Below are 16,436 nucleotides of genomic sequence, written 5' to 3' on the forward strand. Positions count from 1 at the left end.
TAGTGCTAATCTATTTTCAGTTGAACCATTTAATTTTCTATTCGAATAAAGCATTTTTCATAAATATCTATTGTTTCAATTTGTAGATTATCTAAATTAATTTTCAACTCATTCTCACGTTCTTCATCCTCTTCACCTAACCAACAAATATAAATTTCACAATAATCCCCTTGTGGAAGCAACTCTTTCAGTAGGTGACATAAATAGAGAAAAGTATTTTTAGATTTTTCGTAATTATGTGGTGAATGAATCTTGTGATGTTTATTCATTTGCCAAATAGGATGACCTTTTTCAGATACTTCATAAATATATGGCGTAGTAAAATGCTTCTGCTTAACTACATTACGATTTTCTTCTTCAGAGAAAACATAATCTATTTCAACTTCATCCTCTGTATAATATTCACTAAGTTTTACTGCAAAATTTAAACCAATATAAGTTGCCATACTCATTTTCATAAACTCCTTATAATAGGCTGAATTTCATTTAATATCTTATTGTTCTACCTTTTTCCTCAAGTAAGCAATTCGTTAGCCATATTCTTCTCCATATGCTAGTTGTATTTGTTTCTAAATATATAATCGGCTATACATTAATTTTAATTTAGGATAAAATTCAGCGAATGTAAGCTCTTATCTAAAATCATACTTTCGATAAAGTAAAAAAGCTGCCTAAATAAGCAGCTATATTTTTGGTTCTTCTTCTACTCCCTCCGTTAGTAAAACAAAGATTTGGATAAAAAGTAGATCCTTTATTTCTTCATTGCTTTGTAAAGATACGAACTCAGCCATCCTCCAGCTAAGGCTACAGGTACAATAAACATACGATTCGGATTTCCTTCTTGAACCCACTCAATATTTAAAATAGGGGCTACATATAAGAGAAAACACAAAATTACAAGTCCCGAAATAGCCCTAATAAGAAAGTTTTTCATATATAAGGTCACCATTCTTTAATAGTTTTCTTTTTATTGTATCTTATAAAGGAAAATCTCAGATAACGGTATATATTGTAAAATCCCCATTTAACAAACCACGTTTGTTCAATAAGAAAAAGCGATCCCTCTTATTGAAGTAATGCCCCCGTTAGCTTAACAAGACTCATTTTAGAAGAGATTAAAGAATAATCGGTTTATACGAGAGAGCCTTATCTACTATTTGTTCAGCAGTTAATTCATCTTCAAAGAAAATATAATCAGTAATATAAGGGTCTACTACAGCGTCACTGACTATTTGAATCAACTGGTCTGCTTTATATTCTTCGTCCGCCTCATTGTTTTGGATTCTTTTAACCAGATTTATTAACTCGTCTCTGGATAAATCACCTGGCTTTATGTTTTTGTAGCTCAATGCACGTTTTACAATGTATTTTTCATTTTGGTCGTTAAAAAACAATTCTTCTACATTTGGGTATAGTACATTTTTTTGAAACTCCTTCATCTCTTCGGCAAAGGGTTCACCGTTGTATTGTTTATCACGAATTTCTTCTGCCAGTTTCAACAACTGTTTTTCGTTTAACTTACGTTTCATTTCTATTCTCCTCTTTCTCGGTCTAAAAACATTATACTTCTTGTTGAACTAACCTGCGCCCGTTAGTGCAAAAAGACGGTTCAATAAAAACACCCCCCTTGCTGTCTTCAAGAGGAGTTCACATAAGTGCAGATCATCGGAAATTATCGCTTATTTCAAATTGTATTCTCTAACAATCCAAGGTCCCCAATACTCAACATCCGTTTCTTCCAACATATCATTTGCATACGTTGAGAGCTTTTTAGCTTCGTCTATAGTATTAATAAAACCATATTTGTTTAACTGTAATGAGTGGGACATTTGAAAATCTTTATCTAATCCATTACAAATATAGGAGTGTAGTGTGTTTCCTGCATCATCTAAACCTAATATTTCATACCCTAAATCTTTTCCACGAGGATCTAGCTGATTTTGTAAATAAAGCTGTTTTTCTACAATCGATTCACCCTGGATTCTAACAAAATCCTTTATAAATACAGGAGGTAATCCAATTCCTATTAGCTTTAAATCGGGAATGCGATGCAAAAAGTGAAAATAGGCATCTTTTGCTGTATTCAAATCACAAAATGAAGTAGGTGGAGCTAAAATAGAGCTGTTATCTATTTTTTTCTCTAACCAGGACTGAAAAGTTGAAAATTGTTCTATCGTTAGATTTAGTTCTTCCCTTGCCACTTCTTGCTTTATAACAGTACTCCATAACACTCTAAAAATATCAGGATACCTATCACATATACACTCACTAGCTGAAAGAACTGAACTGTGCGTCGATTTAATAAGATAATATCCGCCAGATATATAATCCATATAGTTCTCCTCTTTTTCTTTCCCAACAAATACATTTTTAATTTACATAAAACCCGAAGGTGGAAGTTATATTAAATTACTCTCCAGTGAAGCCATCATCGTTAAAAAGCAGCTCTCCATCTTCTTCAATTAGCTTGTATGTTCCATCTTCAATTTTTTCTATAATCCGTCTAAACCAATCCTCTAAACCGGTTGATATAACCTTACGTTCTTCCCAATCATGCCAAAATGTAATAATTTGGCCCATTGTTCCTCCCTCAGCTGGATCTAAATCAATACAAATATCATCACCAGCACCATTTGTAGCTATTGAAATCCAACGAGGGTTCCACCAATATTCTTTCTTCACTGGTCCAACAGGTTCTACCTCTTCAAAGTCTTCAAATTCCTTGTTATCTAATAGCTCTTTCATGGTTATCCATGTATATAATATCTCCTCTAGGGATAATAAATAATAGTTCCCGATAACTCCAATACCTTCATCTCTTTGTCCATTATGTATGAGTAATAATTCTTTAAAACTTTTTGGAAATATAAGCCCCATTTTTTGTTCGACTTGAGAGATCTCTGCTTCCGTCGCTGCATCATTCAAAGTCTCTAAAATACTCGGACAATTTAACTCTACCCATTGTTCAAATCTGTTCCAAATCTCCTTCACTTTACATCCCTCCTGCTATGAATATAGTATACAATTTTAGTTTACATAAAACTTCTTACAAAAAATCAAACACAAACAAAACTCTTGAGTGCCAAGGAGTTTCAAGTTGGCCCATTTTATCGTTTATGCACGATTTTATACATCATTGATATATCAGTATTTAAACCCTCTGGAAATGAATAAATAACAAGGTTTTTATGCAATTCTTATTTTTACAAAAAGCTCATTTCTTTAGCGTTTTCCACAATAATAATCAACCTCCTGTATGAAATAGCATCAAATTCCTTTGAAATCTCCTTTTTATTCAGTTGAAACCCTGCCGTCACAGCAGGGCTTTCGTTGTCACCGTTCTATCTAACTGTAAATTTTGTTAATGTCTGCTGCAGCTGTGCAGCTAGTTGGGCTAACGAGCCGGCAGAAGCGGAAATTTCCTCGGATGCTGCTTGTTCCTGAGTAGCTGACGAGCTTTCCCGGCTGAAGTAGGCTGCCCTTTCAGCGACTTCTTTTACCGTATCCATTACATGAACGATATCATTGCTGCTTGTATGAACCTGTGCAATGGATGCCCCTGCCTTTTGAACTTCGTCCGAAACATTTGCTATCGAGCTTTCAATTTGTCTAAATGAATGGTTGACCTTCTCTGTGGAGATCAGCCCTTCTTTTCTTGAAAAATGTAATAACTAACCGCCCCTCCTAACGCATTGAATATTAGCTTACTTTATTTCTGATACAATCGCTGCGAACAGAAACAACTACATCCTCCATTTAATCCAACTCAGTTTCTCTTTGTTTACTGCACAAAATCTATATTGCCTTTATTTCTTAGTAAATGAAAAAGCTAAAAAGAGGATGACCGAAAAGGGCAAAATACGGCCCTTTTTGGTCATCCTCCTGAAAGGTCCCATGAGTCCCCTGTAAAACCAAGAGATTATGTGACGAGTCCTTCAAGAAAAAACCAGTTTTTATGTTTTGTTAGAGGCTATGAGGCAGCCTCTTTAAATTTTTGAAGAAAAACTACTGATAAATATGTTTTGGAACGTAAGCTGGATAACATTCCGATGTGAATGGATCTTTAAGGATAATATATATTCCGGATAAATGTTCTTGTTCATTTCCGTTAAATGTTAATTCATCAACAAAGTAAAAGTCATATTCACTTAAGTTCATCTGGCCAAATCGGTTAGCAAATACATATTTTTCTTTTATGTATTGAGTTACTTTTTCAACTTGCTCTTTTCTTGTTAGCACATCTTTCAGGTAAATCCTTTTACCTGTCATTAAGTTAAAATTAACAGTTGAATACATCACTTTATTGTCTTTATGAAACATGACATTGGTGCTCAATACATTGTTACGATTGTACTCTACCGAATAATACATGCTGCCGGAGTCATGATAATTCGGCTTTTCTGTCTTCTGTTCAAATAATTTGATTTGCTCTTTCCTTGCTTCGTTTGCCATATTAAAAAATAAAGTATTCATATTGTTTTCAATCGTTTTGTTGTAAAGACCAGAAAATTGTGGATAGTTCACTTCATAAGAAAGAGGAACCCCGCTGGAGCTTTCTCTTTGACCGAGTAATGGAAGAGAAAGGTCATGCACCTTCACTCCTAATGCTTGGATTTTTTCATCAGGAGCCTTTTCATAGGTAGAAAGGTTTGACCGAGATACAAAAACATTTCCACTTAAATTATAAACCGAAATTCCATTAATATTTTTAATATCGTAAACTCTCCACATCGAACCTTTTTTGGCTACTCTATGGAAAGAAGGTCCACTGGAATCTCGTTTATACAGCTTCACATCTTTGAGGAAGACAATTCTTCCAATTTGTCCCTTTGCCAATTCATTAGCTCCCCACATTACTTTCGGTTCTATTGGTGCAGGACTTGTTAGTGTGAATAGAACGGATAATGAGCTCTTATTGTTGTGGCTGTCGACAGCTGTAATACTCCATGTATATTTCTCCTTATTCACGCTGGTTGCCTTCCATACGGCTGAATGAATTCCTGCCTGCTTTTGAGCACCATTGACAAGGTAGGATAAAACTTTGCCGTTTTGATCTTTAACATACACAGTCACTTTCGCGTTTTCGTTAGTAGCGAAGTTGAGTGTGGCCTGATTTGTTTTTGAATCATAAGATGTCTTCACGTCTTTAATCGCAGGTGCTGTTACATCCTTTTCAGGCTCAGGAGTCGGAACCGGTGCCGGTTCGACTGGTCCAGGCTGCTCAGGCGTTGAGTGGTAAGCTGTTATCAGACTAGTTTTTTCATAATAGAAAGCGAGAATCTCTTGATAGGTTTTACCGGATTCCGCCGCTTTCTTGGCCCCATACTGGCTTAATCCAACACCATGCCCAAAGCCCTTTCCTGATACTTCAATGGTTTCGTCAGTAGTCTCAACCGTGTCTACTAAATAGCTTTTCATTAAGAAGTATCTTTTCTTTTCGTCAAGGCCCACCATCGCTCTTATTGTCGAAGCAGATACGTCTTTCAATTCACGACGCTCTAGTAATGCTTTTCCCTGTTCCTTGATTAAAAATTCAATCGTAATGCTCCCTTTGCTTACCCTGCCGCCAGATGTTTTTCCATGCAGAGAAAAATCAGAAATAGTGGTAATTTTAATTTCCTTGTTTGCGTACCCATTGGCTTGCAGCCAAGTTTTAATATTAGCCAGAATGGTTGTTTGTTCAGCCTCCATTGTAGAAGCCCACCACATATCCGCTTTCGTGAGGTCTAATTCAGAAGTGTCGATTTGTTTCTTCTTAATACTTAAGTTCCACTCAATTTGTAGATCATATGGATCGTCTTTGATCGGCAAGTATGGCCGCGCTGTGCTGTTCCAAACATTTGCATTTGATTCGGTCTTCCCTCCATTGCTCGATGAAAAGAGGGCATCGGAACCAATCGGTTTACCACCGTAAGTAATCACTTGGCCTTCTGTTTCTTCAACTGCTTTCGTCGCATTTTCGTCCCAAGTGTATCCGCCGTATACCTGGTAATATTGTGTGTCATCAGGAATTTTGTTGATATAGCCCATGGCATAGGTTCGCGCCGCAACAGTCTGTGCCTTCAAGGCATCCTCATGCCAAGAAGGTGGCATTTCAGCCGGGACGACTCCTTTTAAATAATCTTCAAGACCAATAGAATTAATTGGGCGGACGTATTTCTGATCTTCAACAGCAAATGTGAAGCTCCCTAAATATCGACGGCCATTAATGGAAAGCGGACCTTTTCCTTTCTCAGGCTTCACTTCCACCTGCGAGGCTTTGCCCACTTCGGTTGAACCCTTCAGAATAATAATGTTGCCATTGCTAACCTTCAGCGTGTACGTCTGATTAGCTTCCAGTTTTAAGTTTGATAGATTCGTTGTGTACAATACTTCTGGTCTGACGATAATCTCGGATCGGTTACCAAGATAGTTTTTAAGTTTTACTCGAATAATGGGCTCTTCTGCTGCCTTTGCCGGTATTCCTGGAATCAACGACAGGATCATGACAAATACTAAAGCTAACAGCATTCCCTTCCGTAATGTTTTCATGTATGAACCCCTCTCTTGTTAATCATTTACTAAATAATAGTAACCGCTCCAAAATTATACATCAATAAATATTTTCTACTAATTTTTATACTATCTATGAACCTTCTACTTTTTATGCCAAAATCCGTTCTGGTATAAAAAATCCTAATCGATTGCAAGTACCGTATCAGATTTAGACTTTCTTATAAGAAAAAAACAGGAGATTTCCTATTAGTTTCCATAGCAATAAAAGAGGTTGGATACCTTTTTAGACGTCCCAAAAGTACCCAACCTCTTTTTGTTGACATACGCAAAAAAATCCTTTAAATTCCATTTAATCGAAAAAGAACAGTGGATGTTCTATACATTTTTAATTGACATACGAGTTCATGTTAGAAAAAACGAAAAAAAAATCCCTTGAAGCCCAAGGGATTTTGACTTGTCTATTTTTTTATTCATACACACTTGATAAATCAGCATTTTAGCCTCGGAAGGAGACATACAAAGTGCCACTCCAACCACCATAAAAAATGAAAGAAATAGAATCACAAAAACACTCTTAGATAACTAGATTTAGATAACTCCCTGCTCGATCATGGCATCAGCTACTTTTACGAATCCAGCTATATTAGCGCCGACAATAAGATTCCCTGGAGCATCATAATCTTCTGATGCTTTCATACTTTTACAATAAATATCTTTCATGATACCTTGTAATTTCATATCCACTTCTTCTTGTGTCCAAGCCAGCCTTGCACTATTTTGCGCCATTTCTAACGCGGAGACTGCAACTCCGCCTGCATTTGCTGCTTTTCCGGGAGCAAATAAAATATGGTGATCCATAAATATATCGATGGCTCCTTGAGTAGAAGGCATATTTGCACCTTCGCCCACTGCCTTTACCCCGTTCGACACTAGTATTTCTGCCGCTTCCTTATTTAACTCATTTTGCGTTGCACATGGCAAAGCGATATCGCACGGGATCGCCCATATGCCTGAACACCCTTCTTGATATATAGCATCTGGATGTTCGTTGACATATTCAACAATTCTTTTATTCTCTACTTCTTTTAATCGTTTAACCGTATTTAGGTTAATTCCATTTGGATCAAAAACATAGCCGCTTGAATCGCTGCATGCTACCACTTTTGCACCAAACTGCATTGCTTTTTCCATTGCATAAATCGAAACATTTCCTGAACCAGATACCACAACTGTACTTCCCTTAAAGCTTAATCCCTGATTTTTAAGCATTTCTTCTACAAAATATACCGCTCCATATCCTGTCGCTTCTTTCCGGCCTAAGCTTCCTCCATAACCAATGCCTTTTCCAGTTAGTACACCTGCTTCATAAGCACCTTTTAATTTTTTATATTGCCCGAACATATAACCGATCTCTTTAGCCCCTACTCCTATATCCCCGGCGGGAACATCGATATCCGGCCCAATATGTTTGCTAAGCTCCGTCATAAAGCTCTGACAAAAGCGCATGATTTCTAAATCAGATTTACCTTTTGGATCGAAGTCAGAACCGCCTTTTCCACCGCCTATCGGCTGCCCTGTTAATGAATTTTTGAAGATTTGCTCAAACCCGAGAAATTTTATAATGCTTGCGTTAACAGAAGGGTGAAATCTTAATCCCCCCTTATAAGGCCCGATGGCACTATTAAACTGAACACGATATCCGCGGTTCACTTTTACATTCCCTTTATCATCCACCCATGGAACTCTAAAGGTAATCAATCGCTCTGGTTCAATCATTCTTTCTAGAACGGCTTGTTTCATATAGATCGGATTTTTCACAAGGACAGGTACTAAAGAATCCAGTACTTCTTTAACAGCCTGCTGGAATTCCCACTCATTCGAATTACGCATTTGAACACTTTGAAACAACCGATTTACGTACTCTTTCACGATTTGCGTTTGATTCTCTTCTACTTTATCCAGCACTTTCATAACATTCAGCCCCTAAATATATTTTAAAGTTCGGAAAATTTTCTTTTCTTAAATGTGTTTTCATTTTATAATTTTATAATTAATAGTTCCAATATTAATTTCCGATGAAATTAATGCGTTAAACGCATTAAAATGGAGTGATCAAAATGGAAACGAGGCAAATTAAATATTTTCTGGAAGTTGCAAAAAGAGAGCATGTAACAGAGGCAGCAGATGCCTTGCATGTCGCCCAATCTTCTGTTAGCAGACAAATTTTCAATTTAGAAAGCGAATTAGGTGTAGAACTTTTTATACGTGAGGGAAGAAGCGTAAAGCTGACCCCTCTAGGCAGAATTTTTTTCGAACGGATGAAACAAGTGTGGAATTTGATGGAGGATGCAAAGAGAGAAGTAGAAGAATATTTAAATCCTGAAAAAGGGACCGTTCGAATTGCATTCCCTATTAGTATGGCGGCTCATACATTACCTTCCATCATTTATTCTTTTCGCACTCGGTACCCAGAGGCTAAATTTCAAATGAGCAATGCACTTTATTATGATTTAATCGATGGTGTCGTAAATGGTGAATTTAATTTGGCCATGATTGCACCCATGCCCAATCCGGAAAAAGAGAAAAAAATTAAAGGAGCGACTCTTTTCACAGAAAATATAGTTGCCCTCATCCCTTTTCATCATCCATTAGCTGAACGGAAATCGATTAGATTACGGGAGTTAAAAGCTGACCCATTCTGTGTCCTGCCTGAAGGGTTTATATTTCGCAAGCAAGTGGTGCAAGCATGTAATGATGCAGGCTTTTCGCCACAAATTGCATTCGAAGGGAAAGATATTGATGCCTTAAAAGGGTTAGTCTCTGCAGGCTTAGGTGTCGCATTGATGCCAGAGATGACTTTGGTAGACAACACACCGCGGTCCACCGTCATGATTCCAATATCAGATGCAGGTCTTACAAGAACAGTCGGGGTCATCTACCCGACCCAACGTGAACTGCTCCCAACCGAAGCCTTGTTTTATGATTTCCTGCTTGAAACTTATGAAAGACTAAATGAGTTTGGAAAGTAAAAAACGGAAAAGAAAGGGGATGGTTCTTTGCTTCATTAATCACTTTTAACCATCTCCATTCATCTTATATTTCGACAAAATTAGATTTTTTCCTATAAAATCAAAATCATCCTCAAGAAACCATTTTCTTTATTGACTCAATCAATTAATAATTCCATAATACTGGCAATATCCATGATTAGAAAGTTTTCTTCCATGCATTAGTGCCCGATGACAGTGAATCATACTCATTTTAAGAGGAAAAACAGACAGAAAAAATAAAATTTCTGTCTGTTTTTCACTAATATTTCATAGTTGTAAACATAACTACTTCAATAGATCGCCCCGGCAATCTTTCTTTGTTACCTTTTAGGCATTTTTCTTCTCGAGTGATTTTTTTCCTGGTGCAAACCAACCAATTAGAGCAATACCAACTAATACTCCATAGAAAATCAGCGTCCAAGCGGTACTGTGAGGAAAATGATGATCTAAGACACCTATATCCTCATGGGCAAAAGTAATGACAGCAAGTTTGACACCGACCCAGGCAACAATTGCATATGCTGTTGTTTCCAGTGCTGGACGTTTATCAAGAAGTTGCACAAACCAAGTTGCTGCATACTTAATCAAAACAAGGCCAGCAATACCTCCAAGAAGAACTACAATAAACTGTCCTCCATCCATGCCGCCGAAGTCATCAAGCGGTGAATCTGGAAGACCGAGGGCTAGAGCAACCGCAGCTAAAATCGAATCAATTGCAAAAGCCAGGTCAGCTATAGCAATCTTCCCTACTGTGGGCCAGAACCCTTTCCCAGCGGATTCCTCTTCAACGTCCTTTTGAATATTCTCATTTTCTTTTCCGAAGCGGGCCTGAATGACATGCTTTAAGCCTAAGTAAAGAAGATAAACTGCTCCTATCGCCTGTATCTGCCAGACGTTTGCGATAAAAGAAATGGCAAAAAGTGCAGCAAATCGGAAAGCAAAGGCCATAACGATTCCGTAATTTATAGCTCTTTTTTTCTGATCTTCGGGTAAATGCTTGGCTATAACTGCTAGTACAAGGGCATTGTCAGCCGATAACAATCCTTCTAATCCAATTAGAATTAACAATGCCCAAGCATACTCTAGCCAGAGAGACTCCATCCACCTCTCTCCTTTCTAAAACTTAAAATGTTATTTAAAGATCCCGCTAACAATAGAATTGCCCTATAAGGCACAGATATTCCTTGAGAATACGGCTGTAATTATTTAGGCAGCTATTCCCCTGTACTCTATTCGCTATAAGTTAAATAAAAACCAGATTCTTGAATTTTTGTATAGACCTTTAGGGATTTACGATATCCATATACCTTTTTCAGGTTGTCGATAAACTTTTAAAACATCGTGGCCTTTTAACACCTTCTTCAATTCCCCTGCCTATTTGGCTATTACGACTAAGGTCTTTGAAGTTACTTTGTTATGATGGCATACTTTGTTTAAGTTTTTTATGAGAAATTATATACCATTTCTTCACTCTAAAAGGTATCATACATACATTTAATAAAATAACAAAAACTAACAGCTGGAGGTGTATGTAATGAAAAAAACACTTATTGCGGATTTAAATGACAAGCAATGGGAAAAGATTAGAACATTAGAAGAAGAGTTAGGTGTTGATCTTGTTCCTTTCACAAGAAGTGATGAAGAGATACAAGGTGATTACTATGAGTTGTATGAAGATGATCGACTCTAGCCGTTGCAAAAGAAGCAACGGCTTTTTATTGATTTATAAATGTTGACTCATTTGTTCACACTATAAAAAATACATTTCATGTAGGGAGGCTTAATGATGAAGCTGAAGAGAATGGCCGTATTTTTGATAATTGCTCTCCTTGTTATTTCCTCGCCCGTATTTGCCATAGACACCGTCAGTACATTCAAGCTGATGAACCAGCAAAATGAGTTAGTTCTATCGAAGGAAGTGTCGTTTCAAGAAGGAGAAACGTTGTACGATGTGACGAAAAAAGCGTTTGAAATCGAAGAATCCCAGGGTCACATTATCTCCATAAACGGCATTCGTTCCATTCCTGAGAAAAACATCCATTGGGCTGCATTTGTCAATGGACATTTTGTTCAGCTCAGTCTGGATGAGGTAACGCTTTATGCAAATGACGAAATTGTATGGGCTTTAAGAGATTGGAACCGTTTAGACATTTTGAAATAGGAAAACGAGAATTGATGTTAAAGAGAGTGACCCAAAAGGTATAAAAAGCACCCCTTTTGGTTCACTCTCCTGAAAGGCCCCGCCATGAAAATCCAGTAAAATCAAGGATTCAGTGGCGGGAGCTTTCAGTAAAAAATAATTTTTATGACTTATGGGACAGACACTTTACTTTATTCGAGCAGTGCCTACACTCTTCTCCACTACTAAAATATGCTTACTTTACCGGTATCCAAATTTCGGAATGTTAGCGAGATTTTCCCTATTGATTAATGAAAACTCCCGTTTCACTCCTACTACTCGAAAACGATCTCTTTCCACCACATTATACTTCATTGGTTCCGCTCCCTTCAGTATCACCTGTATCGTCAGACGTTTATGTGCCTGACGATGGTGAATCATTGTCGCTTTGACCACATGGCCCACTATTAAAATCAATTTGATTTTTGACGGAGGGCCATGCCTCATCGCTGACCGAGGATTTCATCCGTAAGAATGCTGTATACTGCTTGTGAATCCTCTTCCAGCAGCTGCACATATTGATAATTCGGTCATTTTGCCTTCTGATTGTCTTTAAATTTTTCTCTGCCATTCTGATTCCTAAAAATAGTAAAATGAAAATCAATTTGTTGTACAAGCTCTTTGCAGAGGTTTATATAGATTTTACCGAGTAACAAAAAACTTGGATTACATCGAATCCAAGTTTTAAAGGGCGGCCCATTTAGCACGACTCCCTTATGTATAAATGACCTGTAAATATTTTTACGGTACGTTTAATCTCATGATAGCCGCTCAGGCACTCTATCATACTTACAGCCGCCTCCATCCCCACTTCCATAATCGGGATCGAAATAGTAGTGATCGTCGGAGTCGTCACCTGGCAAATACTTTGATTATCATAGCCGATGACAGCCAAATCCCCTGGTACTACCCATCCATGGTTAGCCGCCGCTTTAATCATACCGGCAGCGACTTGGTCATTACCTGTAAAAATGGCGGTGGGACAGTCATTTAATGCCCTTATTTGCTGGAAGATTCGAAAGCCGTCTTCAATCTTCATTGCTCCTTCGAACATCCACTCTTCTTTTATCGGCAATCGGGCTTCCTGCAGCGCGTCTATGTATCCTTTTCGGCGCAATTGCTGGGCTTTGCTGTGAGCGACGTCGAAGCAAAAACCAATCTTTTCGTGATTTTGCTGAATGAGATAGCTCACCGCTTTATAAGCTGCTCCATACTCATCATAGCAAAAAATGGGGATCGGGGCGTTTTCTTCATACTCGTTGCAAAGAATGACGGGACCGTAGCTTAGAAAGACTTCTACATCTTCCCATTTATTTTCTAAAGAAGTGAGAATCACTCCATCTACCTCTCTACACGTTAAAAGCTGTAGCGTTTCGATTTCAATATCCTTCCGATAAAAGGTTTGGACAATCGATGACTTATACCCTTTTTCCATTAAGACTTGGGACATGCTTTGAATGAGCTGGCTGAAAAAAGGATGCTGTGCATCGGGCACTAAAATCGCGATGACCCTTGTCGATCTGGACCTTAGCTGCCTCGCAATGGCGTTGGGAATGTAATTGAGTTCTTGTATCGCCTGCATAACGGCAAAACGTTTCGTTTCAGACACGTACGGATGATGATTCAACACCCGCGAAACCGTCGAGCGCGAAACCCCGCTTTTTTTGGCAATTTCATCTATTGTCGGCATATTTCTTCTCCTTATCCCCAAAAAACTTTGACCTGGAATCGTTTTCACCATTTATTATAGCTCAAATGACATCTACACGCTTTAAAGGAGGTTATTTTCATGTCTTTTATTCCATTGCCTGAACGACAAGAGACTGCATTCATCGTATTTTGTGACTTTGATGAAACGTATTTCCCTCATCACCTGAATGAAAAATTAACAAGAAACATCTATCATCTCGAAGAATTTATCCGGAAGCAAAGCGAAGAAAAAGGATTGCGATTGGGCTGGGTCACAGGGAGCAGCCTGGATTCTGTCTTCGATAAAATGAAAAAAGCCGGGATGCGTTATTTGCCGCATTTTATCGCCAGCGATTTAGGAACGGAAATCACTTATTTTCATGAAGACGGCACCGTGCAAACAGATGGAGAATGGCTGACACAAATAAACAGCCAACATTTTAACGAGAAAACCATCCATGCCATCCGCTCTCTTTTAGAAAAACAAAGCGGCATTGTGCTGGAACCGCAAACACAAATGGGCATCTCCAAGTATAAGCATAATTTTTATTACTATTCACAAGGTGCTGATCATGAAGCGCTGGAAACGATCAGACAAACAGCTGCTCTTCATGAAGTGGGCATTAATATCAATCGCTGTAATCCTTTAGCGGGAGATCCTGAGGACGCATATGATATCGATTTCATCCCGCTCGGAACCGGAAAAGGAGAAATTGTCCGCTACATTCTGCAGAAGCACGGTTTATCGCGGCAACAAGCCGCGGCTTTCGGAGACAGCGGGAATGACTTGAACATGCTGAAGAGTGTAGAATTCGGCTATTTGCTGGCAAATGCAACAGAAGAAGCCAAAGCAAAGCATGCCCACATTACCGCTGACCGGTATTCGAAAGGCATTTTAACAACTTTAGAGCATATTGTAAAAGGCCAACCCTAATCGGATTGGCCTTTTACATCAGCAGAAATTAATTTACCGCCTTTAAGATGCTCTGAATTTGAACTTCTCTTACTTTCCGTGGTAAAAAGCTTCTGATTTCGTCATCGTTAAACCCGATTTGGACCCGCTTTTCATCCAAAATAATCGGTCTTTTCAAAATTCCAGGTTGGTCGATGATCAATTTGTATAATTGGTTTAGTGTTAAGTCATCTAAATCGATTTCTAATTGTTGAAACACTTTTGAACGTTCAGAGATGATCTCTTTTGTCCCTTCTTCCGTCAATCGGATGATGGATTTGATTTCCTCTACGGTTAACGGTTCTTTAAAAATGTTTCTTTCCTCATATTCCAGTTGATGCTCTTCCAGCCATGCTTTCGCCTTTCGGCACGATGTACAACTTGGTGAAGTATATAATGTAATCATCGTTTTCACTCCCTATAAACAGTATATGCTTTTTGCATATATCCACATTTCAATATCCCGATGTCTTTTTCCTCTGCTGACATCTATTTAATAATTTGCAAACCATTTATTATCCATTCATTATTTTTTAATTCGAGATATATTGGATATAAATTAAAGATGGATTTACGAAAATACAAAACCACTTAGCTTCATTCGTTGTATTTTGCTTGATTTTCAATTATCTCGGAAATAATTATCTTTAATTTAATGTAATTATATGTATCTTTTACGCTTTTGTCAATTTCCATTATTTCTTTCTTCGGAACGTATTGGACTTCTTCGTCTTGCCACTATATCACACCCACTTCCAGCTTTGATTAAATTTAGCCCATAGGTATTTATCCAAAATAAAAAGCCACTCTTTTCTGAGTAGCTTTTGTGTAAGTTCATTTCACTAAAACTAATTCTTTTTCCAATCGTTTTATTTGAAATTCACCAATCATTATTTGCACATTAACGCAAATTTCAGCAGCTTCTTTAGCTTGTATGTTAAACCTCCTGCTAGCAAATTTAGCTACCATAGGATCATGCTGTTTAGGGTTGTAAATTTCTCCGTAGTTTGTAATACGTTCGTATTCTTCTCTCATGTATTTAAAGACATCCCGAACAATAGGTGATAGAGAATCAAGAAACTCTTCTAATTCTTTATCTCTCTCATAAATCACTTTTACCATCTCCTTCCGTACTTAATTTTCGACAAAATTAGAGTTTTTCCTGCAAGATTTAAAAAATTCTCCAATGATATATTTTGTTATTAGTTTAGTCAATTAATAATTCCATAATGCTTGCTATATCCATAATAGGAAAGTTCTTTTCCATTTCTTAAGCCCCCTATTCCAGCCACTTAATGCTTTAATTTAACTTACACTCCCTTGTGTAAATTCGACATTTTTCGATATTTCTTTAGTTAAATGTAAACTCTTTTTCTTTCCAAAAAATGAAACCAGTGTGTTCCGGCAGAGTACTGAAACACACTGGCTGCTTAAGCTTTTTAATCACTGTCTACTTGACAGGGGTAAGACCAATATGGCGAAAATCCGTGGGCTTTTCATTGTCATATGATAAACATGGTGATTAGAATCGTTTAGCGAGAGATTTTTTTCGATGCATTACTTATTTTTTTTACGAGAACCGTTTTGGCCAACCATATTGACTAACTCTTGAATAAATTGCTCATCCATCTTCATTCTATTGCTGCTATTTTCACTAAGCAGTTGGGTTACTACTTTTTTGTATACCTCTTTATAGACTCCTTCAGGTAACATATCCATGGCTTTTAAAATAGAAGCCTTTTCGTTTGACATTGCCACTAAAACTCCCTTCCTCTATTTTTTCTTTATCCATACTCAAAAAAACGGACTCACGAAGAGTTCCTGTTTAAAATAATCTACGTGAGACTCTTACAGATTGTAAGAACAAGATAGCAGGGCAAGCTATCTCTAGTCTTGCCCCTCTATCAAATTTAAAGCTTATTAATCACAGATATTACAAAAATAGGTGTTAACTCTATCCACAATCTTAAACTGGGAATACTGCGCTGATGTCGCAAAGTGAAAATGTGCCACTAGCACCATTCCTAATATCTATAATTGGTGTACCAACTGGATCATCATAATCTCCAGG

The 16,436-nt window shown here is 37.6% G+C and carries 16 protein-coding genes; 4 read left to right on the top strand and 12 right to left on the bottom strand.

Going from position 1 to position 16,436, the window contains the following annotated elements:
* Positions 1-29 precede the first annotated feature (29 nt).
* The 7 genes from BK575_RS14160 to gdhA all read right to left on the bottom strand — a co-directional run bounded on the left by BK575_RS14160 (position 30) and on the right by gdhA (position 8,466).
* Complete coding sequence (locus BK575_RS14160; protein WP_078410949.1) at positions 30-452, bottom strand: hypothetical protein; 423 nt, start codon at positions 450-452, stop codon at positions 30-32.
* Positions 453-1,115: 663 nt separating this feature from the next.
* Positions 1,116-1,529, bottom strand: a complete 414-nt coding sequence (locus BK575_RS14170) for a hypothetical protein (RefSeq protein ID WP_078410951.1) — start codon at positions 1,527-1,529, stop codon at positions 1,116-1,118.
* A gap of 150 nt (positions 1,530-1,679) precedes the next feature.
* Positions 1,680-2,333, bottom strand: a complete 654-nt coding sequence (locus BK575_RS14175; protein ID WP_078410952.1) for a hypothetical protein — start codon at positions 2,331-2,333, stop codon at positions 1,680-1,682.
* Between the two features lie 76 nt (positions 2,334-2,409).
* A complete protein-coding gene (locus BK575_RS14180; RefSeq protein WP_078410953.1) occupies positions 2,410-2,991 on the bottom strand; it encodes an SMI1/KNR4 family protein in 582 nt (193 codons plus the stop codon).
* Positions 2,992-3,341: 350 nt separating this feature from the next.
* Complete coding sequence (locus BK575_RS28635) at positions 3,342-3,509, bottom strand: hypothetical protein (protein WP_169907810.1); 168 nt, start codon at positions 3,507-3,509, stop codon at positions 3,342-3,344.
* A 496-nt stretch (positions 3,510-4,005) separates the two neighbouring features.
* Positions 4,006-6,531, bottom strand: coding sequence for a SpoIID/LytB domain-containing protein (locus BK575_RS14185; RefSeq protein ID WP_078410954.1), 2,526 nt, complete (start codon positions 6,529-6,531; stop codon positions 4,006-4,008).
* Between the two features lie 552 nt (positions 6,532-7,083).
* Positions 7,084-8,466, bottom strand: a complete 1,383-nt coding sequence (gene gdhA, locus BK575_RS14190; protein WP_078410955.1) for an NADP-specific glutamate dehydrogenase — start codon at positions 8,464-8,466, stop codon at positions 7,084-7,086.
* Positions 8,467-8,612: 146 nt separating this feature from the next.
* On the opposite strand from gdhA, the gene BK575_RS14195 reads away from it, so the two are divergent.
* Positions 8,613-9,524 carry a LysR family transcriptional regulator gene (locus BK575_RS14195; RefSeq protein WP_078410956.1) on the top strand — a complete coding sequence of 304 codons (912 nt, stop codon included), beginning with the start codon at positions 8,613-8,615 and terminating at the stop codon, positions 9,522-9,524.
* Positions 9,525-9,872: 348 nt separating this feature from the next.
* On the opposite strand, the gene BK575_RS14200 is transcribed toward BK575_RS14195, so the two are convergent.
* The gene (locus BK575_RS14200) at positions 9,873-10,646 is read right to left on the bottom strand and encodes a TerC family protein (RefSeq protein WP_078410957.1); all 774 of its coding nucleotides are present in this window, start codon (positions 10,644-10,646) and stop codon (positions 9,873-9,875) included.
* 433 nt (positions 10,647-11,079) lie between these two features.
* Here BK575_RS14200 and BK575_RS28640 point away from each other — a divergent pair, with 433 nt between their 5' ends.
* Complete coding sequence (locus BK575_RS28640; RefSeq protein WP_169907812.1) at positions 11,080-11,235, top strand: hypothetical protein; 156 nt, start codon at positions 11,080-11,082, stop codon at positions 11,233-11,235.
* Positions 11,236-11,328: 93 nt separating this feature from the next.
* Positions 11,329-11,706: a DUF4430 domain-containing protein gene (locus tag BK575_RS14205; protein ID WP_078410958.1), complete on the top strand. Its 378-nt coding sequence runs from the start codon at positions 11,329-11,331 to the stop codon at positions 11,704-11,706.
* Positions 11,707-12,424: 718 nt separating this feature from the next.
* Here BK575_RS14205 and BK575_RS14215 read toward each other — a convergent pair.
* Complete coding sequence (locus BK575_RS14215) at positions 12,425-13,414, bottom strand: LacI family DNA-binding transcriptional regulator (protein WP_078410959.1); 990 nt, start codon at positions 13,412-13,414, stop codon at positions 12,425-12,427.
* Between the two features lie 99 nt (positions 13,415-13,513).
* Here BK575_RS14215 and BK575_RS14220 point away from each other — a divergent pair, with 99 nt between their 5' ends.
* The gene (locus BK575_RS14220; protein WP_078410960.1) at positions 13,514-14,347 is read left to right on the top strand and encodes an HAD-IIB family hydrolase; all 834 of its coding nucleotides are present in this window, start codon (positions 13,514-13,516) and stop codon (positions 14,345-14,347) included.
* A 28-nt stretch (positions 14,348-14,375) separates the two neighbouring features.
* Here the strand turns inward: BK575_RS14220 and spxA are convergent, their stop codons facing one another.
* The 3 genes from spxA to BK575_RS14235 all read right to left on the bottom strand — a co-directional run bounded on the left by spxA (position 14,376) and on the right by BK575_RS14235 (position 16,117).
* Complete coding sequence (spxA, locus tag BK575_RS14225) at positions 14,376-14,771, bottom strand: transcriptional regulator SpxA (RefSeq protein WP_078410961.1); 396 nt, start codon at positions 14,769-14,771, stop codon at positions 14,376-14,378.
* A gap of 428 nt (positions 14,772-15,199) precedes the next feature.
* Positions 15,200-15,478, bottom strand: a complete 279-nt coding sequence (locus BK575_RS14230) for a hypothetical protein (protein WP_078410962.1) — start codon at positions 15,476-15,478, stop codon at positions 15,200-15,202.
* Positions 15,479-15,922: 444 nt separating this feature from the next.
* Positions 15,923-16,117, bottom strand: coding sequence for a hypothetical protein (locus tag BK575_RS14235; RefSeq protein ID WP_078410963.1), 195 nt, complete (start codon positions 16,115-16,117; stop codon positions 15,923-15,925).
* Positions 16,118-16,436: the final 319 nt, after the last annotated feature.

Origin of the sequence: Priestia abyssalis, assembly GCF_002019595.1 — a bacterium.
Lineage (GTDB): Bacteria > Bacillota > Bacilli > Bacillales > Bacillaceae_H > Bacillus_BA > Bacillus_BA abyssalis.

Bases quoted from the DNA above. Each gene is read 5' to 3' on its own strand.
- BK575_RS14160 (WP_078410949.1), bottom strand. From the start codon at position 452: ATGAGTATGGCAACTTATATTGGTTTAAATTTTGCAGTAAAACTTAGT.
- BK575_RS14170 (WP_078410951.1), bottom strand. From the start codon at position 1,529: ATGAAACGTAAGTTAAACGAAAAACAGTTGTTGAAACTGGCAGAAGAA.
- BK575_RS14175 (WP_078410952.1), bottom strand. From the start codon at position 2,333: ATGGATTATATATCTGGCGGATATTATCTTATTAAATCGACGCACAGT.
- BK575_RS28635 (WP_169907810.1), bottom strand. From the start codon at position 3,509: ATGGATACGGTAAAAGAAGTCGCTGAAAGGGCAGCCTACTTCAGCCGG.
- BK575_RS14185 (WP_078410954.1), bottom strand. From the start codon at position 6,531: ATGAAAACATTACGGAAGGGAATGCTGTTAGCTTTAGTATTTGTCATG.
- gdhA (WP_078410955.1), bottom strand. From the start codon at position 8,466: ATGAAAGTGCTGGATAAAGTAGAAGAGAATCAAACGCAAATCGTGAAA.
- BK575_RS14195 (WP_078410956.1), top strand. From the start codon at position 8,613: ATGGAAACGAGGCAAATTAAATATTTTCTGGAAGTTGCAAAAAGAGAG.
- BK575_RS14200 (WP_078410957.1), bottom strand. From the start codon at position 10,646: ATGGAGTCTCTCTGGCTAGAGTATGCTTGGGCATTGTTAATTCTAATT.
- BK575_RS28640 (WP_169907812.1), top strand. From the start codon at position 11,080: ATGAAAAAAACACTTATTGCGGATTTAAATGACAAGCAATGGGAAAAG.
- BK575_RS14205 (WP_078410958.1), top strand. From the start codon at position 11,329: ATGATGAAGCTGAAGAGAATGGCCGTATTTTTGATAATTGCTCTCCTT.
- BK575_RS14215 (WP_078410959.1), bottom strand. From the start codon at position 13,414: ATGCCGACAATAGATGAAATTGCCAAAAAAAGCGGGGTTTCGCGCTCG.
- BK575_RS14220 (WP_078410960.1), top strand. From the start codon at position 13,514: ATGTCTTTTATTCCATTGCCTGAACGACAAGAGACTGCATTCATCGTA.
- spxA (WP_078410961.1), bottom strand. From the start codon at position 14,771: ATGATTACATTATATACTTCACCAAGTTGTACATCGTGCCGAAAGGCG.
- BK575_RS14235 (WP_078410963.1), bottom strand. From the start codon at position 16,117: ATGTCAAACGAAAAGGCTTCTATTTTAAAAGCCATGGATATGTTACCT.